Origin of the sequence: Nocardia sp. NPDC052566 (assembly GCF_044547285.1) — a bacterium.
Classification (GTDB): Bacteria; Actinomycetota; Actinomycetes; order Mycobacteriales; family Mycobacteriaceae; genus Nocardia.
Window position 1 is genome coordinate 719,355 of the sequence record NZ_JBIUAF010000005.1, and the last position, 23,304, is coordinate 742,658.

The following is a 23,304-nucleotide window of genomic DNA, read 5'->3' on the forward strand; positions in this document are numbered from 1 at the left end:
AGCGGTCAGTTCGTCTGGGCGGTCGTTTCGATCGGGGTGATCGGCAGGCGCAGCGCGCCGGGCGCGGCCTCCGGCACCACGGCCTGCTTCGGCGCCACGGGTGCGATGCGCCGGTAGGCCGCGCCGAGTTCCGGGCGCGGGTCGGCCTCATCCTTGTTGGGCCAGAACGCCATCGCGCGCTCGGCCTGGGCGGTGATGGTCAGCGACGGGTTCACCCCGAGGTTCGCCGTGACCGCCGAGCCGTCCGCGACATGCAGCCCGGGATGGCCGAAGACGCGCTGATACGGGTCGACCACACCGCTTTCCGCGCTTTCGCCGATGACGCAGCCGCCGATGTAGTGCGCGGTCGCCGGAATATTGAACACGTCCATGACCAGCCCGTGCACATCGCCGTCGACCTTCGCGCCGAACCGGCGGCCGATATCGTGCGCCAGCGGAATCCAGGTCGGATTGGGTTCGCCGCCACCCTGTTCGGTCTTGAGCTGCCCGCGCTTGCGGAAGGAGGTGAGCGAATTGTCCAGCGACTGCATCACCAGCAGGATCACCGACTTCTCCGAGGCGCGCCGCGCGTTGAGGCTGCGCAGGAACACCAGCGGATGCACCACGATGGCGAGCAGGAACCGCAGGAAGCGGAACGCGCCGCCGTCCACGATCGGCGCCGACAGCGGGAACAGCGCGTTCTGTCCCTTGCCGTAGTGGCACACCTCGATGTGGGTGTCGGCCTCCGGATGGATCGAGGAGGTGATGGCGATGCCCTCCGCGAAATCCTTGCGTGCGCGGCTCACCACATTCAAGATCGCCTCGGAGTTGCTCCGGGTCAATTCGCCAAGGCGCGGTGAGAGATTCGGCAGCACCGCCTCGTCGCGCATCTTGTGCAGCAGTTTCTGGGTGCCGAGCGCGGCGCCGGCGAAGACCACCTGTTCGGCGGTGAAGGTCTTGCGCTGCTTGCGAATCCAGCGATCGGAGCGCTCGGTCTCGACGGCGTAGCCGCCGTCGGCGAGCGGGCGCACCATGGTGGCCGTCGTCAGCGGATGCACCTCGGCGCCCGCCTGTTCGGCCAGGTAGAGGTAGTTCTTCGTGGTCGTGTTCTTCGCGTTGTTCGGGCAGCCGGTGAAGCACTGCGCGCAGTGCACGCAACCGCGCCTGCGCGGGCCGACGCCGCCGAAGTACGGGTCGTCGACCTCGGTGCCTGGATCGGCCTCGTTGAAGAAGACGCCGACATTCGTCGCGTGGAAGGTGTCGCCGACGCCGAGATCGTCGGCGATCTCCTTGATCACCTCGTCGGCCGGGGTCATCCGCGGATTCGTCGCGACGCCGAGCATGCGCTGCGCCTGGTCGTAGTAGGGCGCGAGCTCGGCCTTCCAATCGGTGATGTGCGCCCACTGCTTATCGGTGTAGAAGTTCGGCAGCGGCTCGTAAAGGGTGTTGCCGTAGATGAGCGATCCGCCGCCGACACCGGCGCCGGAGAACACCGCGCACTTGCCGAGCACGCTGATCCGCTGCGGTCCGGTCAGCCCGAGTCGGGGCGCCCAGATCGACTTGCGCACATTCCAATTGGTGCGCGGGATGTCCTCGGCGTTCCACCGCCTGCCCGCCTCGAGCACGCCGACCCGGTACCCCTTTTCGGTGAGCCGGAGTGCACTGACGCTGCCGCCGAATCCGGAGCCGATCACCACCACGTCGTAGTCGAATGCAGGCATGATTTCCTCTCGCTCACCGATAGCTAGGTGAGATAGTTTCATAGTCATTCTGTCACCGACAGGCATGCGGCGGAATTCATATGAACGGCGCGCCCGGATGGCGTTTCAGTGGGTCCGTGGGGTATGACCGGGCTGTGACAACCGAATCCGGGACGACCGAACCCGGCGAACGCGACCAACAGACCGCCCGCGGCATGAGCCTCAGGCCCGGAGGCGGCAGCGTGCGTAACCACGGAGGGCCGGCGAATGCCGCAGATTGAACGCAGCGGGATTTTCGCCGATCGGATAGTGACCGTCCCCAACGCGCTGAGCGTGTTGCGGCTGGTCGGCGTTCCGGTGTTCCTGTGGTTGCTGCTGGTCGAGCGCGCCGATGGCTGGGCGTTCGCACTGCTCGTGCTCAGCGGCGTCACCGATTTCCTCGACGGCAAGCTGGCCAGGCTGCTCGATCAGTCCTCGCGGCTGGGCGCGCTGCTCGACCCGTTCGTCGACCGGCTGTACCTGGTGACCACGCTGGCCGCCTTCGTCATTCGCGGGCTGATGCCGTGGTGGGTCGCGGTGGTGCTGATCGGGCGCGATGTGATCCTCGCCCTGCTGCTGCCGATCTACAAGCGCCGCGACCTGCCGCCGCCGGAGGTCATCTACCTGGGCAAAGCGGCCACCTTCGCGCTGATGTCGGCTTTGCCCTGGTTGCTGGCCGGTCAGATGGACTGGGCGGCGGCGGGTTTCGGACGAGCCTTCGGTGGGGCACTACTGGTCTGGGGTGTCGCGGTGTACGTGTGGACCGGCATCCTCTACGTCGGCAAGGCCATCGCGGTCGCACGAGCCATACCGCCTGTGCCACACCACACCCGCTAGCCACTAGAGTTGCGCACAACGATCACAACGGAAAGGACGGACGGCCTGTGACCCAGACCCCCGCAGATCTGCATTACACCGAGCAGCACGAGTGGGTGCGGCGGATCGCGCCGACCCGTGTTCGGGTGGGCATCACCGATTACGCCCAGTCTCAACTCGGTGACGTTGTGTTCGTGCAGCTGCCCGACGTGGACAAGGACGTGAAGGCCGAAGAGGGCATCGCCGAGGTGGAATCCACCAAGAGCGTGTCCGATATCTACGCCCCGCTGGCCGCGAAAGTCGTTGCGGTGAACGACATGCTGGTGCAGGAGCCGGAGACGCTCAACACCGATCCGTACGGTGACGGCTGGCTCTTCGAGCTCGAAGTGGCCGACGCCGCCGGCCTGGATGTCACGCTGGGTGAACTGCTGGATGCCGCAGGTTATCAAGGAGTTATCGGAGGCTGAGTCAGCCTTCCCTGTTCTACCTGCACGGGTACGCCCTGGCAGGGTACGGTCAATGCCAACGGATGTGCCGGCGGTCTCATGCCGGAGTCTGACGACACGACAGCTCGTGTCGATGAAGGCATCACCTGCTTGCATGGATAATCAGGTTCGAGGAGGAGAGAAACGGTGAGCGAGAACAAAGACCCGGGTTACCAGGAGACCGCGGCCGAGACGACGTCGGTCTTCCGCGCGGATTTCCTGAACGAGGTCGACGCGTCGCGCTCCGCAGAGGCGACCGGCGAAGCGCCGGTCCAAGGGGTCGAGGGCCTGCCCGTTGGCGCTGCCCTCTTGGTCGTCAAGCGCGGTCCGAACGCGGGCTCGCGGTTCCTGCTGGACCAGCCGACCACCTCGGCCGGCCGCCACCCCGACAGTGACATCTTTCTCGACGACGTCACCGTCAGCCGTCGGCACGCCGAGTTCCGTCAGGACGACGATTCCTTCCAGGTCGTCGATGTGGGCAGCCTGAACGGCACGTATGTGAACCGGGAGCCGGTGGACTCCTCGGAGCTGCAGAACGGCGACGAGGTGCAGATCGGCAAGTTCCGCCTGGTCTTCCTGACCGGTCCGCGGGCGGCGAACGACTCGGCGGGTGCGGGCACGCTATGAGCACACCGGCGCTGGGGAAAGGCTCAGTGCTGTGACCGGTGCGGCGCAGTGGGCGCGCGGGGGCATGTCGATCGGCTCCGTGCTCGACCTGCTGCGACCCGATTTTCCGGACGTCACCATCTCCAAGATCCGATTCCTGGAATCGGAAGGGCTGATCCGGCCGGAGCGCACGCCGTCGGGGTACCGCCGATTCTCGGTGGCCGATTGTGAGCGTCTCCGGTTCGTCCTGACCGCGCAACGCGATCAGTACCTGCCGCTGAAGGTGATCAAGGAACAGCTGGAAGCGATCGACAGTGGGGCGGCGACGCTCGGCGTGCGGGAAGCCCGCGCCCGGGCGGGCCGCAACGGTGCCGCGGAATCGGCGCACGGTTCGGATTCCGAACATCCGCTCGCCGAGATGCACGGTCGCGCCGCGCCACGTAGGCTCGGCGTCGTGCCAGGTGAGATCTCGCCGGACGAGCTGCGATTCGATCACGAAATCCGGCTCACCCGTGCGGATTTGCTGACCGAGGCGGGCATCGACGAGAAGTTCCTGAGCGATCTCATCCGGGCCAATCTGATCACCCCCGGCGCCGCGGGATTCTTCGACGCCGACGCGGTGACGCTGGCGAGGACCGCCAAGGCGATGGCCGAATTCGGGCTGGAAGCAAGGCATTTGCGCGCGTTCAAGCTGGCCGCCGACCGGGAGGCCGCGCTGGTCGCGCAGATCGCCGCGCCGATCGCCAAAAGTCGCGACGCGAGCGCCCGCGCGCGTGCCGAGGAGACGGTGCGCGAACTCGCGGCACTGTCGTTGACGCTGCACACGTGCCTGGTGAAGACGTCGGTGCGCAACGCGCTCGGCGGCTGAGTAAACCTCAGACAACACGCCGATTTCGACCGATGTACACGGGTCACTGCATGCCTCCAGGTTCGCCTAGACTCGTGGTACGGCGAGCTCCGCAGCGGTCATGCCGGGCGGCCGGCGAGTATGGGAGGCATGAGGGATGAGTGAGATGCGTGTGATCGGCATTCGTGTCGAGCAGCCACAGAATCAACCCGTGCTGTTGCTCCGCGAGGTGGCCGGAGATCGGTATCTACCGATCTGGATCGGGCAGGCCGAAGCGACCGCCATCGTGCTCGAGCAGGAGGGGGTGACGCCCATCCGCCCGCTGACCCACGATCTGATCAAGATCCTGATCACCCAGCTGGGCCATACGCTCAAGGAAGTCAGGATCGTCGACCTGCAAGAAGGCACGTTCTACGCGGATCTGGTGTTCGAGAACGATCTGCGCATCTCGGCACGGCCCTCGGATTCGGTAGCGATCGCCTTGCGTGTCGGTTGCCCGATCTACGCCGAGGAGCCGGTGCTCGAGGAGGCGGGTCTGGTGATGCCGGACGAGCGCGAGGACGAGGTGGAGAAGTTCAAGGAGTTCCTCGAGTCGGTCTCTCCGGACGATTTCAAGGCGACCGACAGCTGACAGACGCCGGTCTCTAGTAGCGGTCGAGACTTTTACCGCGCGTCGCGCTTGGTCGGACGATGTCGCTCCCTGGACAATCGAGGGGAGTAATCTCGACAGTTGGGCCACGTCCGTTATGGCCGGACGGGAGAGCCGGGTCATCGATGAGGCAAGGCGTCGGCGAAGCAAGGGAGTGGTCAGTGGCAGAGCAATCGCAGGATGTGGTACAGCCAGGCCTGTTCCCGGACGATTCGGTCCCCGACGATCTGGTCGGCTACCGCGTCCCCAGCGCATGCCAGGTGGCCGGGATCACGTACCGGCAGCTCGACTACTGGGCGCGCACCGGTCTGGTCGTACCGTCCATCCGTGGCGCCGCGGGCTCGGGTAGCCAGCGGCTGTACTCGTTCAAGGACATCCTCGTCCTCAAGATCGTGAAACGACTGCTGGACGCGGGCATCTCGCTGCAGAACATCCGGATCGCGGTGGATCACCTGCGCAGCCGCGGCGTGCAGGATCTCGCGGGTATCACGCTGTTCTCCGACGGCACCTCGGTCTACGAGTGCACCTCACCCGAGGAGGTCGTCGATTTACTGCAGGGCGGGCAGGGCGTTTTCGGTATCGCGGTGAGCGGCGCGATGCGCGAATTGACCGGTGCGATAGCGAATTTCCCGGCCGAGCGTGCCTCGGCGGTTACCGAGCGGCCCGAGGACGAGCTGTCCTTCCGCCGCAAGGCGAGGATGAACCGCAAGACCGGTTAGTCAGGTGGCGATGAGCGCGGTCAACGCGACCGCGCTCGCGCGCACATAGTCACGATCCACGTACGGGCGCAACGCGTTTCCGTGTTGCGCGAAGCCGGATAGCAGTGCCTCCACCGCGGGAGCCATGCGTGCCGCCTGGGCCGCGGTGGTGCGGATGCCCGAGTCGGCCCTGCGATCGGTCAGCAGTTCGGTGAGCAGCGGAAGTGCTTGCGGCACCTCTGCTTCGATCTCCGCCATCAACCGCGGATCGCGCAGCGCGGCCGCCATCGTCTCCAGTTCGAAGGCGAAACGCTCGTGCGCACGGCCGTCGGCCGGGCCGAGCATCGCCGCCACGTAGCCGTCGAGCACCTCGGTGAGGCTCAGCACCGGATCGGCGAGCGGGCGCAGCGATTCGTTGAAGTCCTCCACCGTCTGCCGCGTCGCGGCGACCAGCAGCGCGCGTTTGCTGCCGAAGATGGAGTAGACGGCGCCGGTGGTCAGGTGCGCGCGCTCGGCGATCTCGCCGAGTTTCGCCGCCTGGTACCCGTGTTCGGCGATGTCGGCGACTGCCGCCGCGATCAGCGCCTTCCGGTTGTTCTCCCGAATCTGCTCGCGTCGCATGCAGCGATGATAACGTCGTTATCGAAATAACGGAATTATCTGAAGCCGGATCGTCGCTGGCCGGTCGGCTCGCGAGCGGATGTGGAGGACGCGGTGGACGAACTCGGCGCACTCGTCGGGCCGATGCGGCCGATCGAGGCGTTCCCGACGGTGGACGAGCTGAACGAGCTCGCCGACAAGCTGGGCGCACGGCATCCGGAACGGGTGATCATCTCCGAGATCGGGCGCTCGCGCGGCGGCGACGCCATCCGATCGGTGCGGGTCGGCTCGGGGGAGCGCCAGATCATCGTGATCGGCAACCCGCATCCGAACGAGCCGATCGGTATGGCCACCATCGCGCACCTGCTCGACCGGATGGCCGAGGACGAAGCGCGAACCCTCGGCGCCACATGGCATTTCGTGCTCTGTGCGGATCCGGACGGCACCCGGCTCAACGAGGGCTGGTTCGCCGGACCGCTCACCCGCGGCCGGGTCGCGCGCGGCTACTACCGGCCGCCCGCCGGCGAACAGCCGGAGTGGTCGTTTCCCACCACCTGGCGCGGGCGGGCGGTCGGCACGCCGCTGCCGGAGACCGAGGCGCTGATGGACCTGATCGACCGGACCAGGCCCGCGTTCATCGCCTCGCTGCACAACGCCGATTTCGGTGGCGGCTTCTTCTACACCTCCGGTGGTGACGAGACCTATTGGTCGGCGCTTACCGACCTGCTGATCGCGCACGACCTCCCGGTTCACGACGGAGCGGCGGACGCGCCGGGAGCCGCGCTATGGCAGCGCGGCGTCTTCGCGGTGCCCACCTTCGCCACCATGGCGGACGCGCAGGTCGCCGCGGGCGTGCCGGAGGACGCGGCGGCGGTCGGCGGTGGCGGAATTCGCGACTACGCGGCCCGGTACGGGGCGGCGGTGCTGGTCTGCGAGCTGCCGCTGTGGATCGACCCGCGGGTCGACGACGCGACGCCGAGTGGGCGGACACTGCGCGAGGTCCTCTCGGAGTGTGCCGCCGGGTACCGCGAGGTCGCCGCGACGGGTGCGGCGGTACTCGAGCGCATCGCGGACCGGCTGACCGGAGCGAGTCCGTTCGAACGCGCGGCAACGGCGCTCGTTGCCGCGCTGCCCGAAATCGCGCGGACCAAAGAGGCTGCCGCGGACCAGGATCGGATCGCCACCCGCGCCGAGGAGTTCACCGAGGAGTACGTCTGGCTCGGCGTGTTCCGGTTGCGGCTCGGCGGCATGCTGATGCGGCTGCTGGACGAGGTGGCGGGGCCCGCGGCGGTGGCGGCCGAGCGGGCGCGCTTCGGCGCGATATTCGAGAAGTGGTGTGCCGATGTCGAAGCCGATGCCCCCGGCCGGGCGGTGCCACGGGAACAGTTGGTCGCGATTCAAGCGAGTGCGATCGCCACCGCCGTGACCAGGTTGCGGGCCGGGCTGCCGCTGTGAGTGACGAGGGCGACACGGCGAGGAGGGGGCCTGTGGCGCGCGACGGCGTGTCGGCGGCCTAAACTAGCGGGTGCGTCGTAGCCGTGCGGGAGAGTTCCGGTCTTTCACAAGAAGTCCGGGCGCCGAAGGAGCAGCACCTCCCCGTCAATCTCTCAGGCAAAAGGGACCGTGCGGGCATCGACGCCTCTGGAAAGCGGTGACGGCTGTGCGCAGCCGGTCGCCCGCCCACGGGGAAAGGGGTTGTCACCCCGAATCTCTCAGGCGCCACGACAGAGGGGGAGGGCTGGTATCCGTCGATCCCCGTGATCGACCCGCCCGACCATGGGAGCTACTGCCGTGACTCGATCATTTGCCGACCGCCACATCGGACCCGACCGGGCCGAACTCGACCGGATGCTCGACGTCGTCGGCGTCGCGTCGCTGGACGAACTCGCCACCGCCGCGCTGCCCGCCAGCATCCTCGACGGCACCGGCCTGACCGGACTGCCGCCCGCGGCAACCGAACACGAGGTGCTCGCCGAACTCGCCGAGCTCGCGCACTCGAATACCGTGGCCACCTCGATGATCGGGCTCGGCTACTACGACACGCTCACCCCGCCCGTGCTCGTGCGCAACCTGCTGGAGAATCCGGCCTGGTACACGGCCTACACCCCGTACCAGCCCGAGATCAGCCAGGGCAGGCTCGAGGCGCTGCTCAACTTCCAGACCATGGTGTCGGACCTGACCGGCATGGACGTGGCCAACGCGTCCATGCTCGACGAGGCCACCGCCGCCGCCGAGGCGATGACGCTGCTGCGCAGGGCGGGCCGGTCCAAGTCGGCGCGGCTGCTGATCGACGCCGACCTGTTCCCGCAGACCCGCACCGTGCTGCACACCAGGGCCGAACCGCTCGGCATCGAGATCGTCGAGGCGGATCTGTCCGGTGGTGCGCTGCCCGAGGGTGACTTCTTCGGCGTGCTGCTGCAGGCGCCCGGTGCGTCGGGTCGCATCGTCGACTGGACCCCGGTCATCGCGGCGGCGCACGAGCGCGGCGCGCTGGCCGCCGTTGGCGCGGATCTGCTGGCGATGACGCTGATCACCTCGCCGGGCGAGCAGGGCGCGGACGTCTGCTTCGGCACCACCCAGCGCTTCGGTGTCCCGCTCGGCTTCGGTGGTCCGCACGCCGGATACCTCGCGGTGCGGCAGCAGCACGCGCGTCAGCTGCCCGGCCGCCTGGTCGGCGTCTCGGTGGACGCGGACGGCGATCTCGCCTACCGGCTCGCGCTGCAGACCCGCGAACAGCACATCCGCCGGGAGAAGGCGACCTCGAACATCTGTACCGCACAGGTACTGCTCGCGATCGTCGCGGCGATGTACGCCAGCTACCACGGCGCGGACGGGCTGCGCGCCATCGCGCGCCGGGTGCACGGGCACGCCGCCACCATCGCGGCCGGGCTCGACGGTGCCGTCGTGCACGCCAGCTTCTTCGACACCGTGCTGGTGCAGGTGCCCGGCGGTGCGGAAGCCGTTGTCGCCAAGGCGAAGTCGCGCGGGATCAACCTGCGCCTGGTGGACGCCGATCACGTCGGCATCGCCTGCGACGAGGCCACCACCGAGGGACACGTCGTCGCGGTGCTCGAATCCTTCGGCACCGCACTGTCGTTGGATCAAGCACCGGCATCGGACAGCGCCGACCCGCGGCCGGTCGCGGCCGCCATCGAGACGCGCACCTCGGAATTCCTGACCCACCCCGCGTTCACCCGGTACCACACCGAGACCGCGATGCTGCGTTACCTGCGCTCGCTGTCCGACAAGGACATCGCGCTCGACCGCAGCATGATTCCGCTCGGCTCGTGCACCATGAAGCTCAACGCCACCGCGGAGATGGAGGCCATCACCTGGCCCGGCTTCGCCAGGGTGCACCCCTACGCGCCGGTCGAGGACGCGCCCGGCCTGCTGAAACTCATTGCGGACCTGGAGAACTGGCTGTCCGACATCACCGGCTACGACTCGGTGAGCCTGCAGCCGAACGCGGGCAGCCAGGGCGAATACGCCGGGCTGCTGGCGATCCGGCGCTACCACCTCGATCGCGGTGACGCACACCGCGATACCTGCTTGATCCCGTCTTCGGCGCACGGCACCAATGCCGCGTCGGCGGCCATGGTCGGGCTGCGGGTCGAGGTGGTCAAGTGCCGCGACAACGGCGACGTCGACCTGGACGACCTGCGCGCCAAGATCGCCGACCATGCCGATCGGCTGGCCTGCATCATGATCACCTACCCGTCCACGCACGGCGTGTACGAGCACGAGGTCGCCGAGCTGTGCGGGCTGGTGCACGACGCGGGCGGCCAGGTGTACGTCGACGGCGCGAACCTGAATGCCCTTGTCGGCCTGGCCCGTCCGGGCAAGTTCGGCGGCGACGTCAGCCACCTGAACCTGCACAAGACCTTCTGCATCCCGCACGGCGGCGGTGGTCCCGGCGTCGGGCCGGTCGCGGTCCGCGCCCACCTCGCGCAGTACCTGCCCGGCGATCCGCTGGAAACCGGTTCGCACGCGGTGTCCGCCGCCGAGTACGGCTCGGCCTCGATCCTCCCGATCACCTGGGCCTACATCCGCATGATGGGCGCCGACGGCCTGCGCCGTGCCACCCTCTCGGCCATCGCCTCCGCCAATTACATTGCGCGACGACTGGATCCGCACTTCCCGGTCCTCTACACCGGCGAGAACGGCATGGTCGCCCACGAGTGCATCCTCGACCTGCGCGAGATCACCAAGGAAACCGGCGTCACCGTCGACGACGTGGCAAAGCGCCTCGCCGACTACGGCTTCCACGCTCCCACCATGAGCTTCCCGGTGGCGGGCACGTTGATGGTGGAACCCACCGAAAGCGAAAACCTCGCCGAGGTGGACGATTTCGTCGAAGCCATGATCGCCATCCGCAAGGAAATCGACCAGGTCGCCTCCGGCGCCTGGCCCGCCGACGACAACCCGCTGCGCGGCGCCCCCCACACCGCCGCCAGCCTGGTGGGTGAATGGAACCACCCCTACACCCGCGAAACCGCCGTCTACCCACGGGGACTCGGCCACGCCCGCGCAAAGGTCTGGCCGTCGGTCCGCCGCATCGACGGCGCCTACGGCGACCGCAACCTGGTCTGCTCCTGCCCCCCGCTGGAGGCGTACGCGGACTGAGAGCCGACCGATCGTAGAACGGCCCAGCGCCCCAGCGGTTCCCGGAACCGCTGGGGCGTTTTTGTCTGCCTGGCCAGGGCGACCGGTCAGTCGACGGCCGGTTCGGCCCTCATCGTCATCGGCGTCGTCATCCCCGCACTCGCCGTCTATTTTGCCGCCGTCAACGCATACCACCGAGTGTGGCCGTTGGCGGAAGGCATCAGGAGACCCGCAGCCAATGGGCGAGGGCGGTGAAGTCGTCGTCGCCGAGGCCTCGGGACGGTTCGATGTGCCGCAGGAGTGCGCGGGCTCGATGGTGGGTGGCGACCCAGGTGCGGTCGGCGTCGGTGAACTCGTCGTCGACCCAGGCGAAGGGGCGCCCGGCGGCCCAGGCCACCAGGGTGCGGGTTTTCCAGCACAGGCCGAACCAGCGGTCTTCGTGATCGTGCTCGGGGGTAGGCTCCGGCCAGCAGACGACGGGGAGCGGTGGGAGGCCGAGCCGTGGCGCTATTTCGGTGTTGGCTCCGTGTTCCCATGCTGTGGCCCAGACCAATTGGCACGACAGCGCTGCCAGACGCTGCCCCAGATCGGGGTTGAGCCGCGAGAAGCGGTCGTGCGGTGCGGCATCGGGCAGATCGCGGTGTGCGTCCGCGCCGAAGGGGAGCAGTGGGCCGTCGACATCGAGGAACAGCAGCGGGAGTTGCCTATCGGTCATACCGCGCCGGTCCGATCGGCGAACTCGGCATTGCGGGCGGTGATCTCGGTGTCGATCATTGGGACTCATCGTCCCCGCCCGGCTCGGCGTTACGGCTTGTCGAGGGTGTCAGAGCCGAGATGGCTGGTTCTGTATCGAGTACTGCTGTGGTGCACCATCATCCGTGCGCGGCAACCGCGTGACAGCGGGTTCGCTGTCGTCGTGCACTGCCCTGTTGTCTCGGGGTATCCGCGCTGAGCGGACACTTTTCGGGTGACGGGGGTGATTTTCGGGCCGTTCGGGCGAAAAGTGTCTGCTCAGCAGAGGTGAGGCGGGTGGGAGTGGCGGGCGTCGCAATGTGATCGCAAAGTGGGGGCGGTACAACGGAATAGTGAGGGCTTCAAAGTATTTGGGCGTGGTGGTGGGTGCGATGGTGCTGGCGGCGCTGAGTGCTTGTCCCGTGGGAGCGGCTCCGCCGGGGGCTAATGTGGTGCGCGAGGAGTCGTTGGGGGAGGGCGCCGTTCGGGTCGATGTCTATTCGCCTGCGATGGATCGGGTGGTGACGAACAGGGTGCTTCGGGCGGCGGGCGGTGGGCCCGCCCCGACGTTGTACCTGCTGACCGGGCTCGGTGGCGGCCTGGATGGCATCTCGTGGTGGGACAACACGGATGTGCGGAAGTTCTTCGCGGACAAGCACGTCAACGTAGTCATGCCGGTCGGTGGCGCCTCCACCCTGTACACCGATTGGCTCAGTGCCGATCCGGTGCTCGGGCGGAATCGGTGGCAGACCTACCTCACCCAGGAACTGCCCGGCGTTATCGACGCGCAGCTCGGCACGACGGGGCGCAACGCGCTCGCCGGCGTGTCGATGAGTGGAGGGTCGGCGGTCGACCTGGTCATCCAGTCTCCGGCCCGATACGCCGCGGTCGCGTCCTACAGCGGGTGCCCATGGGCCGCGAACCCGGCCGGTATGGCCATCGTCAGCGCTCAGGTCGCGCGCGGCGGCGGGAACCCGGTGAACATGTGGGGCGCGCCGGGCGGCAACGGCTGGCGCGCGCACGACGCATTCGCGAACGCGGCGGCACTCACCGGTAAAACGATCTACCTGTCCGCCGCCACCGGCGTGCCCGGCGCCATCGACGGCGGCGGATGGATCTCCCCGACGGTCGAGGCGATCACGAACACGTGCACGTCCGCCTTCGCCGACCGCCTGGGCCAACTCGACATCCCCGCGATCCACGTCGAGCGCCCGCAAGGCGCCCACACGTGGGGCCTGTTCGAAGCCGACCTCCACGACTCCTGGCCGCACCTGGCCCGCGCCATCGGCGCCTGAACAACGAGCCACCGCGCACGAATCCCAGCGCCGCGCACCGATTTTCGCGGTATCCGGTGCGCGGTGCTGCGGAACCCGCGCGGCGGTGGGTCAGTCCGGCTCGGCGAGGTATTCGAGTTCGGCGCGCAGGGCAGCTACTTCGGCGGCCAGTTCGGCGCGGGCCATTTCGCGTTCCATGAGGTCGGCGCGCAGGGTGTGGATGGTGTCGGTGGCGGTGGCCAGTTTGCGGTCGGCGCCGATCAGGAGCCACTCGACGAAAGCGCGGCGGTCTACCTCGGCGTTGGCCTTGCCGATCCAGTCCACGACGTAGCCCAGCCATTCGGGCGGTTTCGGCGGCTTCGCGGGTGCTTCCCAGCCGCGCCGCAGTGAGGGTTTCGAGGAGAGGACCTGCTCTGTCCCGGGGGATTTCATCTGGGCCAGGTCGAGTTTCCCGGCGCCGGTGACCACGGCGATGAGGCGGTACTGTCCGGCGAGGTGCATTTTCAGCTCCGCCGTGCCGCGCGCGTCGACGTCCAGTGTGCCGAGCCACGGCCCATCCGCGGCGCCGACGATCGACTCGAGTATTTCCTGCTGCCCGGCGCCGCGCCGCAACCGCGTCACCCGCTCGCGAAGATCCTCCGGCGTAGCGGCCATCTGATCCCAATGCATCGCACCCCGCTCTCCTCGACCGACCCCACCCGTCGACCAACGATGCCGTGTCCACCCCGCCATGCCGGACTCGACACGCCGCAACACTCCTGGTCAAGCGATCATCAGGAACTCAGGTAAGTGACGCCCGAGAGGCGAGTTACGTGAGTTCCTGATGATCGGCTGTCCAAGTCCTCTTGCGGACCCCGGGCAGGCAGGCGGGATCCGCACGGCCGCATACCGATCGGGAACCCGCCGAGAGTATGAACTTTTTCTGACGGGGCGGCGTTAACGGGCGGATCGGCGGAGAATATTGAAGTCAGGGGGGCAAAATCCCTTTCGGTTCCACGATCCGGAGGAAATGACATGGTGTCCGCACGCAAACTCGCGCGCAACCCGATCACCTGGCTGGTGACGGTGATAGTAGTGGCGGGTCTCGTGTTCGCCATGGCGGCGCTGCAGCCGTGGCGACTGTTCACCAACAGGACGGTGGACGAGTCGATCCCGACCGTCGTCGCGCCGAGCGGTAAGCCGGGGACACCGCAGACGCCCGGTCAGCAGCAACCGCGCACGCTGGCGCGCGGCACCCTGATCTCGCACGAACACGCGACCTCGGGAACCGTCGTCATCCTCCAATTGGCCGACGGCAGTAGGGTTTTGCGGTTGGAGAACCTCGATACCTCGGACGGTCCCGACCTGCGCGTGTGGCTCACCGACGCCCCGGTGATCGAGGGCAAGTCCGGCTGGTTCGTCTTCGACGACGGCAAGCACGTCGAACTGGGTGACCTCAAGGGCAACAAGGGAAGTCAGAACTATCCGATCCCCGCCGAGGTGGATCTGAAAGCGCTGACCAGCGTCACCATCTGGTGCGCGCGCTTCCACGTGTCGTTCGGCGCCGCACAGCTGCAAGCGGGCTGACGACACCGCATAACGATCGCGGTAAAAAATGACCCGACAACCACGGGTCCGCTGTGCCACCATGTGATTCGACGATGATCGCCGCCACCGAGGCGGTGATCCATGAGCTGTACGGAAAGGAGGAAGCGGCTGTGAATATCGATGCCATGCGGCAGTACACGCGTGATGTGCGCGAGGGTACCGAACTCGGCCGCTTCCCGGCCTGCGCCTGATCCGCCACCTTTCCGCAATTCGCTCGCTTCTTCTCGAAACATGGTGATTCCCATGATCTTTCATCGCGCCGCCGCACCGGCGGTATTGACCGTCGACAACTGGATACACACGCGGGTGCTGGTACTGAACGCCAGCTACGAGGCGCTCGACGAGATCAGCGCCGACCGCGCGGTGGTGCTGGTGACGGCGGGCCTCGCCGAATCGGTCGCCGATCGGGAGCCGCACTTCCCGATCCGCTCCCAGCATCACGAGGTGGCGCTGCCGGAGACCATCCGGCTGCTGCGCTACGTGTACATCGAGCACACCGCGCGGGTACTCGACGAGAGCAGGGCCACCCTCGCCGGTGTGCTGCGCAGGGACAACCACCGCTGCGGCTACTGCGCCGCCTGGGCGCGCACCGTCGACCACATCCGGCCGCGCAGCCGGGGTGGCCCGAACACCTGGAACAACCTGATCGCCTGCTGCGCGCCGTGCAATACGGCCAAGGCCGATCGCACACCGGAAGAGGCGGGCATGCGACTGCTCTGGCAGCCGAAAGCCCCCAACGATCGAGAGAAGACCCAGCGGCGCATCTGGAAGCAGCTCGCCGCGACATAACCGGGAAGGAGAAGGAACAGCAATGGAGACAACCGCAGTCGCGGAGCTGACGCTGGCCGACCTGCTCCCGCTCTCGGACAGCCGAGGGTGGCATCGGGCCGCGTGCCGTGGCGATCCGAACCACGAGGCGTGGTTCCCGTTTCCGTCGCAGGATTTCGACTACGCGCGAAAGATCTGCGGCGACTGCCCCATTCGTGATGCTTGCGGTGACTTCGCCGCCCGCACCGGTCAGTCCGGTGTGTGGGGTGGGCACGAATTCGACCGTGGCACCATGATCCGCGAGTGACGGTCACCGCCGTGGCTGTATCGAATGGCGGCATGCGCGGCGCCCTACGTGGTTACGCTGCGCTGCCGCCTCCGGGCGCGTCGCGCATGCCGCGGTACCCGGCGGTGACCGCCCGGCGATTCCGGGAAGCCACGCCGCAGGTCAGGTCACGACCGGATACTCAGCGACCCGGCTAACCGCAGGTGAACATACACTGATGCCGTGGGCACTCATCGCAGCGGAACCAGGTCCCGGGGCGTCAGCAAAGGTCCGGTTATCGCAGTGGTGGTCATCGCACTACTCGCCGCCGTGGTCTTCGGCTGGTTCTGGCTTCGGGATCGGTCGACCGATCGGGACAGCGCGGCGGCGGCCGGCTGTATTCAGGGCACCTCGACTCTGAACGTCACCGTCGATCCCGATATCGCGGCACCGGTGCTGGTGCTCGCGCAGCGCTACAACGACACCAAGCCGCGGGTCCGCGATCATTGCGCGCAGGTGATGGTGCAGGTCAAACCGTCGGCGGCGGTGGTCGCCGCGTTCGCGGGGAACAAGCCGTGGGATCCGGCGCTCGGTCCGCAGCCCGCGCTGTGGATTCCGGATTCCAGCCGATCGATCGAGTCGATGCGGGTGCCGGGCCTGATCGAGGGGAATCCGGCGCCAATCGCGGTCAGCCCGATCGTGCTCGGTGTCCAGGAGGACCTGCGCGGCGCGCTCGAGCAGGCCAAGGTCAGCTGGTCGGATCTGCCACGGCTGCAGCAGGGTTCGCTCGGCGAGATCGGGCTGACCGGCTGGTCCGGGCTGCGGATGGCGCTGCCGCCCGGTGATGCCACACTGGCCGCCGCCGCGGCCGTCGGTTCGGCGGTCTCGGGCGCCGATCCGCTCAGCGCGGAGGCGGCACAGTCGGGGCAGGTGGTCGCGGCGGTCTCTGGCCTGGCCGCCAACGCACCCGACGCGACCGACGTCCAGGCCGCGCTCGCCGCCGTCGCGACCGCGGCGCAACCGCAGGCCGCGCCGGTGCACGCGGTCGCCGCTACCGAGCAGCAAGTGAAAAGCCAGGCCGGACTCGCCCTATTCCAGCCGGCGGGCGCCGCGCCGGTGGCCGATCATCCCGCCGCGGTGATGTCCGGGCAGTGGGTGGATCAGACGCAGAATCTGCTGGCGGGGCTGTTCTCCGATTTCCTGCGCACGCCCGAGCAGGCACAGGTCTTCGCCGCGGCCGGATTCGCCGCGGCGCCGCCCGCCGCCGCGCCGGTGCCGCCGCGGGCGGCATTGGACAAAGTCCGTGCGACACTGGCGAATCCGGTGCTCGGCGTGCAGGCGACGGTGCTCGTCGACGTCTCGTCCTCGATGGCGAATACCGACGGCTCGACGACCCGGCTCGCGAATGTCCTCGGCGCCCTTCGCTCCACGATGAACGTGATGCCGCCGGACTTCGGCCTCGGGGTGTGGACATTCGGCAAGAACATCGACGGCACCACTCCGTACAAGGTGCAGACGCCGACGGCGCCGCTGACCAACACCCAGCGCACCGCCGTCTCCACCGCGCTGAACGGCGTGCGCGCCAGCGAGATTCGGGCCGATCAGGCCTATCCGACGCTGCTCGCCGCCTATCGCAGCGCGGTCACCAACTACGTCAACGGCCGGACCAATTCGGTGCTGCTGATCACCGACGGCCCGGAGGACGATTCCACCGTCACCGGCGCCAAACTGCTCACCGACCTCGCGGCCGCCGCCGATCCGGCCCGGCCGGTGCGGGTGGACGTCATCGTGATCGGCGGTGCGGGCACCGAGACCTTGCAGACGGCCGCGCAACGCACCCGCGGCGCCTACACCCGTCTGGCCACCTCGGACGACATCAGCTTCGGTTCCGCCATGGTCCAGGCGCTGACTACGCCCTAGTGCCGCAACGGAACTCGGCAGTTGTCACCGCCGGTGCGCACCGGGCGCAAGTGGTGGACGACGGCGGCCGTAGCGGTGGCGGTGACGTCGTCGACCCAGTCCGGAATGGGCGCCGCGGCCGCGATGTACTCGCGAACGAGTCCGTAGGGAATGGCCTTGACGGCGGCCGTCGCGATCGCCATGCGGTGTTCGTCGGCGTCGCCGAACTCCGCGACGACGGCGGCGCGCAGCATGTCCTGCATCCGGTCGTTGACCGTGGCGATCTCGGCGCGCAGTTCCTCGGGGCCCACATCGAGTAGTTCGTCGCGCCGGAACATCTTCATCGCGCGGGCCTCGGTGGGGTGTTCACGGCAGTACCGCGTCAGGTAGATCGCGGCGGTGAGCAGTGGATCGGGCCCGGCCAGCGCGGCGATGAACCCGACATGGAAGCGCCGGATCGAGCGCAGCCACAGCCGGGCGAGCAGCTCTTCGCGGGAGGCGAAGCGTACATAGATCGACCCGGTGTGGATGCCGGAGGTGGCGCTGATCGCGGCGATACCCGGTCGCGTCGTTGCGGGGTCGGCGAGCAGATCGCGTGCCGCGTCGAGAACCTGATCATCGGTGAATCGCCGGGGTCTTGCCATGTGGCACAGCTTAAGGCAAGGTTTCGGAATATGCATTCAAAAACTCAGTTCCCGCTCACGGGCGCCATGCTCGCCTTCATCGGATCGGTCCACACCGCGCTCGGCATTGTCGTTTGGGCGGCCGGTGACAAGGAGACGGAGCTCGCGTTCTGGTTCACCGCTTTCGGAGTCGCCGCCGTCTGTCTCGGGATCGCCGTGATCGATGTGGAGCGAACCCGCGGCTATGTGCCCGCGCCGATCCTTGTCGCGACCGCCGTTCTCGTCATATTCGGTCTCGTGGTCGAACCGGTGTCCGGGTTTCTTACCGTCCTGGTACCCCTGGCCGTCGGTGTTCGCGGATGGACGCGTCATCGCCGCGGTTCCGGCGGCGCGCCGAATCCGGCCGGCCCAGTGACCGCGCTTGGGTGACTGCGGTCGAGAACCGCTGTGGGGCAAGCATTTCGAGTCAAGTCGGGCGATCGCGCCCGGTGGCCGGAGACGCGATCGCCGCGCGGGTGTGGTTGCCGTCAACCGCCGATCGGAACCCGAACCAGCGCACCGGATTCCATCGCGACCCAGATGCCGCCGTCCGCGCCGACGGTGAGCCCGTGGGGTTCGGCGCCGGGCAGCGGGTATTCGGTGATCTCACCGGTGGTGGTGATCCGTCCGAGCTTGTTCGCGGCCCACTCGGTGAACCACAGTGCGCCATCGGGTCCGGCGATGATGGCGTGCGGCCGGGCATTTCGGTCAGGTAGTGGGAACTCGTCGACCTTGCCGTCGGTGGTGATCCGGCCGATCTGCCCGGCGCCGATCTCCACGAACCACAGTGCGCCGTCCGGCCCCCGCGTGATGCCGACGGGATTGGCCGCCTCGGTCGGCAACGCGTGCACGGTGATGCCGCCCTCGGTGGTGACCCTGGCGATCGCGTTGCCCTGATTCAGGGTGCACCACAGCGCGCCGTCCGGGCCCGCGACGATCATCGACGGCATGCCGTCCACGTCGAATTTCGTGATTTCGCCATCGGCGGTGCGCCGCCCGATGCGTCCGTCCTGTACCTCGGTGAACCAGAGCGCGCCGTCCGGTCCGATGCAGATCCCATAGGGTGCAACGGCTTCGAAGCTGGCGACCGTGCCGTCGCCACCGATCCTGCCGATCCGGTTGCCGCGGAACTCGGTGAACCACAGGGCATCCGGTCCGCTGATGATCACCGTCGGCTGCCCGTCGGCGGATTCGAGGGCGAAGGTGTCGACCCGGCCCGCCGCATAGCGGCCGATCGTGCCCTGCGCGGGCATCGTGAACCACAGCGTGCCGTCACCGTCGGCGGCGATCCCGTACGGCGACCCCACGACCTCGACCGTCATCTCTGCTACTCCCATTCCGTCGAACAGACCTCCAGCCTGCCATTGTCGGCAAACCATTTAACGGCGATGTCGGCCTTTCGAGAGCGAGTTGACCGGTAGCTGGTGGCCGCGCGCCCACCACGTCGGCCGAGGCGAACCGGCAGCACGATCCGCAGCGGCCAGCCGGGTCGATGTCACCTTCGACGCCGTCGCACCCGACCGCACCGCGGTCACCCTGGTCCACGCCGACTTCGAAAAGCACGGCGACGGCTGGGAATCCATGCGCGATACGTTCGGGGCCCGGGTGGCCGACCCGATCTGCGCCGTGGCTCAGTCGTCGAGAAAGGCGACGACGCGCGCCGGGGCGGCGCTCGTCCCGATCAGTTTGATCGGGAAGAAGCCGACGGTGAAGCCGGACAAGGGGAGAGCGGCGAGGTTGTCGAGTTGCTGGACGATGAAGGCCTCCTTGTCGCGGATCGCGTAGTGGCCGTCCCAGATCTCGCGCGGGTCACCGGTTTCGCGGAATGCCGCGGCCATCACCGGGATCGGGCGATCCCAGCCGATGGCGTCGGTGCCGAGGATCTTGGCGCCCTGGTCGGCGAGGAATCGTGTTCCCGCGCCCGACATTCCGGGGTAGTTGAAGTATCGGAGATCGGAGATCGGGTAGGCCTCCTGACCGGTGCGGATCAAGACGGCGTCGCCGGGCTCGATAGCGCGGCCCGTCGCGGCGAGTGCGGACTTCAGCGCGTCCACCGGAATCGCCTGCCCGGGGCGGGCCCGTTCGCGCACGTCGAGAACCATGCCGGGAACCAGCAATTCGGACAGCTCGATATCGCTGATCGTGCGCGCCGGTGCGCCGCCGCTGACGCTGCCGGAATGCCACGGCGCGTCGACGTGGGTACCGCAGTGGGTGCCGAAATCGTTGAGCACCTCTCCGGCCATGCCCTCACTGCCGGGCAGATCGTCGGGGGTGCAGCCGAAGAATTCCATCATCATGTCGCGCCCGCGGCCGGTATGGGTCACCCACTGTACGGAAGGGCCAACGATCGCGGCCATTTCGGGAATCGGCACGGTGTCGCGGAAGGCGGGGTCGATAGGGTAGGTGAGATCGATCAGGCGCGTCATTGCGGACCCTTCTGAGTGGAGAGTTGTTGTCTGAGTTCGGTTTTGCGGACCTTGCCGTAGCCGTTCTTCGGCAGTTCGGGCACGAATCGGTAGTCGCGGGGACGTTTGTAGCGGGCGAGCAGGCCGAGGCAGAGCGCGTCGAGCTCGGCCGCGGTGGGGGCCGTGCCCGGCGTGGCGACCACGAAAGCGACAGGGAGCTCGCCCCATTCGGGATCGGCACGGCCGACCACGGCGGTCTCGGCCACCGCGGGATGGGTCAGCAGCACCTCTTCCACCTCACGCGGATAGATGTTCGACCCGCCGGAGATGATGACGTCCTTGGCACGGTCGACGAGGGTGAGCCGTCCACCGTCATCCATCCGCCCGATATCGCCGGTGTGCAGCCAGCCGTCGCGCAACGTGGTCGCGGTGGCCGCGGGGTTGTTCCAATATCCGGCCATCACCGTGTCCCCGCGCACCACCACCTCGCCCGCCTCGCCGGCGCCGAGTAGTGCGCCGCTGTCGCTCATGATCGCGACCTCGACGCCCGTCCGTGCCCGGCCGACGTGCATGAGGCGACCGTCGGCGGGCAGCTCGACATGTTCCTCGGGGCCTGAGATGGGTGATGGTGCAGGGAGATTCACCCTGTCCGAAGGCTTGCCACAGGCGCTGCGGGCCGAATCTGCCGACTACCCTGCGCAAGTCGTCCACATAGGTCGGCGCGCCACCGTAGAAGATGCGGCGTATCCGGGGGATCGACGCATCCGGCAGCAGCGCGGGATCGAGCAGCCTGCGAAGGATGGTCGGCACCGCGAAGAACGACACCGGCTCGAAGGCGGTGAGTGCTTCGGCCATCGTGGCGGCGTTCACCGCGCCGTCGCGCGGAAGCACATTCGCGCGGCCGCGCGCGATGAAGGCCAGCGCGAACAGTCCGCCCGCGTGGGAGAGCGGTGTGAGATGCAACAGCGACGCGTCGGTCGCGTCGCCGAGGTCGGCGAGTGTGCTCAGGATCGCGGCCATCAGGTTGCGGTGAGTGAGCGTGGCGCCCTTGGACTTTCCGGTGGTACCGCTCGTGTAGAACAGCCACGCGGGATCCTCGGGCCGGACCGGCGCCGGCGCGGGCCGCGCAGCGGTGGCGCCGGGCGCGGTGAGCGCGGTGACGTCGAGTGCGGGCACCGACCGTGGCGGTGGGAGATCGTCGGTGGTCACGCAGTATTCCGCACCGCTGTCGGCGATGAGCTCGTCGAATTCGCGCGGGTGCAGCCTGGGATTCATGGGCACCACCACCAGCCCGGCCCACCACGCGCCGAACAGGATCGCGAGGTAGTGCGGAGAGTTGGTCATGGCCACCGCGATCCGGTCGCCGGGCCGCAGGCCGTGCGTACCGGTGAGCCGCAGGCCGACGGCGTACGCGGCGTCGGCCAGTTCGCGGTAGCGGTAGACCACCTCGTCGCCGTGGCCGATCGCCGGGGCGTCCGGATCGCGCATGGCCGATTGATGAAGCAGGACAGCGATGTTCACGGCGCCTCCAGGATGGTGACGGCCGCGGCGGCCTCCTCGGCACCGAGGAACCCGCCGCCGTTCTCGGCCAGGCCGATCCGCGCGCCCGCGACCTGACGTGGTCCCGCCTCGCCGCGCAGTTGGGTGACCAGCTCGTGGATCTGGCCGAGCCCGGTGGCGCCGATCGGATGGCCGTTGCATTCCAATCCGCCCGAGGTGTTCACCGGGACGCGGCCGCCGAGCGCGGTGTCGCCGCGGGCGGCGGCGTCGGCGTCGGCGAGCCCGAGGTAGCCGGTCTGCAGGATTTCGCCGACCGCGGTGGCATCGTGCACCTCGGCCACCGAGACGTCCTCGGGGCCGATACCGGCCCGCGCGTAGGCGATTCGAGCGAGCCTGCGGACGATGTGGTCGCTGTCGTCGCCGGGATCGTGCGGCGTCGCCGACGCGAGCGCGGTGGCGCGCACCCGGACCGCGCGGGTGCCTGCGAGCCGGGATCGTTTGCCGCACAGCAGGACCGCGGCCGCGCCGTCACCGATCGGCGCGCACATCGGTTTGGTGAGGGGCGGTGCGATCATCCTGGCCGCGCAGATCTGCTCGACGGTGAGCGGGTCGCGATAGGTGGCAAGGGGATTCAGTGCGGCATGGCCGCGGTTCTTGGCGGTGACCGCGGCGAGCTGACGCTGTGCGAAGCCGTGCCGTTCGGCGAGTGCGGCGTAGATGCTCATGAAGACGGTGCCCTCTCCCGGTCGCGCACCCAGCCGCGTGAGGTCCGCGATCCGGTGCGCGACATCGATGCCGCCGTCGAACAGGTGGGCCGCGGTGGCGCGGTCGGCCGCGGACAGTCGTTCCACCCCGATCGCCAGTGCCACGTCGACCTGTCCGGCCGCGATCGCCTGTGCGGCCAGATGGAGGGCGGATGCGCCACTGGCGCAGGCGTTTTCGACATTGACGATGGGTATGCCCGCGATGCCGGTGTCGCGCAGCGCGACCTGGCCGCGGATGGTGTGCTGCCCTTCGACCGCACCCTGGCCCGCATTCGCGAAGAACACCGCGCCGACATCCCCGTGTACCGCATCGGCATCGGCGAGGCAGTCGGCGAGCACGGTCCGCGCCAGCTGCGCGATCGTGCGTTCGGGAAAGCGGCCGTATCCGGTTCGTGCCACCCCGGCTACGAAAATATCGGTGCCGCTG

Annotated in this window: 24 protein-coding genes, 2 pseudogenes and 1 riboswitch; of the genes and pseudogenes, 15 read left to right on the forward strand and 11 right to left on the reverse strand. The window is 68.2% G+C overall.

Translation table 11 applies throughout. From position 1 onward, the window contains the following. Window positions 1-5: 5 nt before the first annotated feature. Window positions 6-1,700 carry a GMC oxidoreductase gene (locus ACIG5A_RS28165; protein ID WP_397245281.1) on the reverse strand — a complete coding sequence of 565 codons (1,695 nt, stop codon included), beginning with the start codon at window positions 1,698-1,700 and terminating at the stop codon, window positions 6-8. Window positions 1,701-1,946: 246 nt separating this feature from the next. On the opposite strand from ACIG5A_RS28165, the gene ACIG5A_RS28170 reads away from it, so the two are divergent. From ACIG5A_RS28170 to ACIG5A_RS28195, 6 genes are all read left to right on the forward strand, one after another. Further along, complete coding sequence (locus ACIG5A_RS28170; RefSeq protein ID WP_397245283.1) at window positions 1,947-2,555, forward strand: CDP-alcohol phosphatidyltransferase family protein; 609 nt, start codon at window positions 1,947-1,949, stop codon at window positions 2,553-2,555. A 47-nt stretch (window positions 2,556-2,602) separates the two neighbouring features. Beyond that, window positions 2,603-3,001, forward strand: coding sequence for a glycine cleavage system protein GcvH (gene gcvH, locus ACIG5A_RS28175; protein WP_397245285.1), 399 nt, complete (start codon window positions 2,603-2,605; stop codon window positions 2,999-3,001). 165 nt (window positions 3,002-3,166) lie between these two features. After that, the gene (garA, locus tag ACIG5A_RS28180) at window positions 3,167-3,646 is read left to right on the forward strand and encodes a glycogen accumulation regulator GarA (protein WP_397245287.1); all 480 of its coding nucleotides are present in this window, start codon (window positions 3,167-3,169) and stop codon (window positions 3,644-3,646) included. 64 nt (window positions 3,647-3,710) lie between these two features. Next, window positions 3,711-4,493 carry a MerR family transcriptional regulator gene (locus tag ACIG5A_RS28185; RefSeq protein ID WP_397245932.1) on the forward strand — a complete coding sequence of 261 codons (783 nt, stop codon included), beginning with the start codon at window positions 3,711-3,713 and terminating at the stop codon, window positions 4,491-4,493. A 136-nt stretch (window positions 4,494-4,629) separates the two neighbouring features. Further along, complete coding sequence (locus ACIG5A_RS28190) at window positions 4,630-5,103, forward strand: bifunctional nuclease family protein (RefSeq protein ID WP_397245289.1); 474 nt, start codon at window positions 4,630-4,632, stop codon at window positions 5,101-5,103. A 143-nt stretch (window positions 5,104-5,246) separates the two neighbouring features. Next, window positions 5,247-5,840, forward strand: a complete 594-nt coding sequence (locus tag ACIG5A_RS28195; protein WP_397245291.1) for a MerR family transcriptional regulator — start codon at window positions 5,247-5,249, stop codon at window positions 5,838-5,840. On the opposite strand, the gene ACIG5A_RS28200 is transcribed toward ACIG5A_RS28195, so the two are convergent. Beyond that, window positions 5,841-6,440, reverse strand: a complete 600-nt coding sequence (locus ACIG5A_RS28200) for a TetR family transcriptional regulator (RefSeq protein WP_397245293.1) — start codon at window positions 6,438-6,440, stop codon at window positions 5,841-5,843. 93 nt (window positions 6,441-6,533) lie between these two features. Between ACIG5A_RS28200 and ACIG5A_RS28205 the strand changes: the two genes are divergently transcribed. After that, a complete protein-coding gene (locus ACIG5A_RS28205) occupies window positions 6,534-7,874 on the forward strand; it encodes a M14 family zinc carboxypeptidase (protein ID WP_397245295.1) in 1,341 nt (446 codons plus the stop codon). Between the two features lie 76 nt (window positions 7,875-7,950). Then, window positions 7,951-8,053, forward strand: a riboswitch (glycine riboswitch). 142 nt (window positions 8,054-8,195) lie between these two features. Further along, on the forward strand, window positions 8,196-11,042 hold the full coding sequence (gene gcvP / locus ACIG5A_RS28210; RefSeq protein ID WP_397245297.1) for an aminomethyl-transferring glycine dehydrogenase: 2,847 nt from the start codon (window positions 8,196-8,198) through the stop codon (window positions 11,040-11,042). Between the two features lie 199 nt (window positions 11,043-11,241). Here gcvP and ACIG5A_RS28215 read toward each other — a convergent pair whose 3' ends face one another. Next, window positions 11,242-11,736, reverse strand: a complete 495-nt coding sequence (locus tag ACIG5A_RS28215) for an HAD domain-containing protein (RefSeq protein WP_397245299.1) — start codon at window positions 11,734-11,736, stop codon at window positions 11,242-11,244. Window positions 11,737-12,145: 409 nt separating this feature from the next. Here ACIG5A_RS28215 and ACIG5A_RS28220 point away from each other — a divergent pair, with 409 nt between their 5' ends. Next, window positions 12,146-13,048: an alpha/beta hydrolase gene (locus ACIG5A_RS28220; RefSeq protein ID WP_397245934.1), complete on the forward strand. Its 903-nt coding sequence runs from the start codon at window positions 12,146-12,148 to the stop codon at window positions 13,046-13,048. 90 nt (window positions 13,049-13,138) lie between these two features. On the opposite strand, the gene ACIG5A_RS28225 is transcribed toward ACIG5A_RS28220, so the two are convergent. After that, window positions 13,139-13,696, reverse strand: a complete 558-nt coding sequence (locus ACIG5A_RS28225; RefSeq protein WP_397245300.1) for a hypothetical protein — start codon at window positions 13,694-13,696, stop codon at window positions 13,139-13,141. Window positions 13,697-14,041: 345 nt separating this feature from the next. Between ACIG5A_RS28225 and ACIG5A_RS28230 the strand changes: the two genes are divergently transcribed. The 5 genes from ACIG5A_RS28230 to ACIG5A_RS28250 all read left to right on the forward strand — a co-directional run bounded on the left by ACIG5A_RS28230 (window position 14,042) and on the right by ACIG5A_RS28250 (window position 17,567). Next, entirely contained in the window at window positions 14,042-14,593 is a 552-nt protein-coding gene (locus ACIG5A_RS28230; RefSeq protein ID WP_397245301.1) for a DM13 domain-containing protein, read from the forward strand. Window positions 14,594-14,667: 74 nt separating this feature from the next. Then, window positions 14,668-14,805: a hypothetical protein gene (locus tag ACIG5A_RS28235; protein ID WP_397245302.1), complete on the forward strand. Its 138-nt coding sequence runs from the start codon at window positions 14,668-14,670 to the stop codon at window positions 14,803-14,805. A gap of 52 nt (window positions 14,806-14,857) precedes the next feature. Then, the gene (locus ACIG5A_RS28240; protein WP_397245303.1) at window positions 14,858-15,403 is read left to right on the forward strand and encodes an HNH endonuclease; all 546 of its coding nucleotides are present in this window, start codon (window positions 14,858-14,860) and stop codon (window positions 15,401-15,403) included. A gap of 22 nt (window positions 15,404-15,425) precedes the next feature. Continuing rightward, window positions 15,426-15,689 (forward strand): WhiB family transcriptional regulator, encoded by a 264-nt coding sequence (locus ACIG5A_RS28245; protein WP_397245304.1) that lies wholly within the window; start codon window positions 15,426-15,428, stop codon window positions 15,687-15,689. A gap of 201 nt (window positions 15,690-15,890) precedes the next feature. Then, on the forward strand, window positions 15,891-17,567 hold the full coding sequence (locus ACIG5A_RS28250) for a VWA domain-containing protein (RefSeq protein ID WP_397245305.1): 1,677 nt from the start codon (window positions 15,891-15,893) through the stop codon (window positions 17,565-17,567). Here ACIG5A_RS28250 and ACIG5A_RS28255 read toward each other — a convergent pair. After that, window positions 17,564-18,190: a TetR/AcrR family transcriptional regulator gene (locus tag ACIG5A_RS28255; RefSeq protein WP_397245307.1), complete on the reverse strand. Its 627-nt coding sequence runs from the start codon at window positions 18,188-18,190 to the stop codon at window positions 17,564-17,566. The two genes, ACIG5A_RS28250 and ACIG5A_RS28255, sit on opposite strands and share 4 nt — an antisense overlap. Window positions 18,191-18,220: 30 nt before the next feature. Here ACIG5A_RS28255 and ACIG5A_RS28260 point away from each other — a divergent pair, with 30 nt between their 5' ends. Beyond that, window positions 18,221-18,598: a DUF6463 family protein gene (locus tag ACIG5A_RS28260; protein WP_397245309.1), complete on the forward strand. Its 378-nt coding sequence runs from the start codon at window positions 18,221-18,223 to the stop codon at window positions 18,596-18,598. Between the two features lie 98 nt (window positions 18,599-18,696). On the opposite strand, the gene ACIG5A_RS28265 is transcribed toward ACIG5A_RS28260, so the two are convergent. The 6 genes and pseudogenes from ACIG5A_RS28265 to ACIG5A_RS28290 form a co-directional block, all read right to left on the reverse strand. Continuing rightward, window positions 18,697-19,530, reverse strand: a complete 834-nt coding sequence (locus ACIG5A_RS28265) for a virginiamycin B lyase (protein ID WP_397245311.1) — start codon at window positions 19,528-19,530, stop codon at window positions 18,697-18,699. 309 nt (window positions 19,531-19,839) lie between these two features. Further along, the gene (locus tag ACIG5A_RS28270; protein ID WP_397245313.1) at window positions 19,840-20,634 is read right to left on the reverse strand and encodes a cyclase family protein; all 795 of its coding nucleotides are present in this window, start codon (window positions 20,632-20,634) and stop codon (window positions 19,840-19,842) included. Then, on the reverse strand, window positions 20,631-21,074 hold the full coding sequence (locus ACIG5A_RS28275; RefSeq protein ID WP_397245936.1) for a hypothetical protein: 444 nt from the start codon (window positions 21,072-21,074) through the stop codon (window positions 20,631-20,633). Before ACIG5A_RS28275 ends, ACIG5A_RS28270 begins: the two co-directional genes overlap by 4 nt. 45 nt (window positions 21,075-21,119) lie before the next feature. Next, window positions 21,120-21,185, reverse strand: a pseudogene (locus ACIG5A_RS28280) (hypothetical protein); the annotation flags it as partial. Between the two features lie 88 nt (window positions 21,186-21,273). Next, window positions 21,274-22,101: pseudogene (locus ACIG5A_RS28285) on the reverse strand (class I adenylate-forming enzyme family protein); the annotation flags it as partial. Between the two features lie 29 nt (window positions 22,102-22,130). Next, window positions 22,131-23,276, reverse strand: a complete 1,146-nt coding sequence (locus ACIG5A_RS28290) for a thiolase family protein (RefSeq protein WP_397245315.1) — start codon at window positions 23,274-23,276, stop codon at window positions 22,131-22,133. Window positions 23,277-23,304 lie beyond the last annotated feature (28 nt).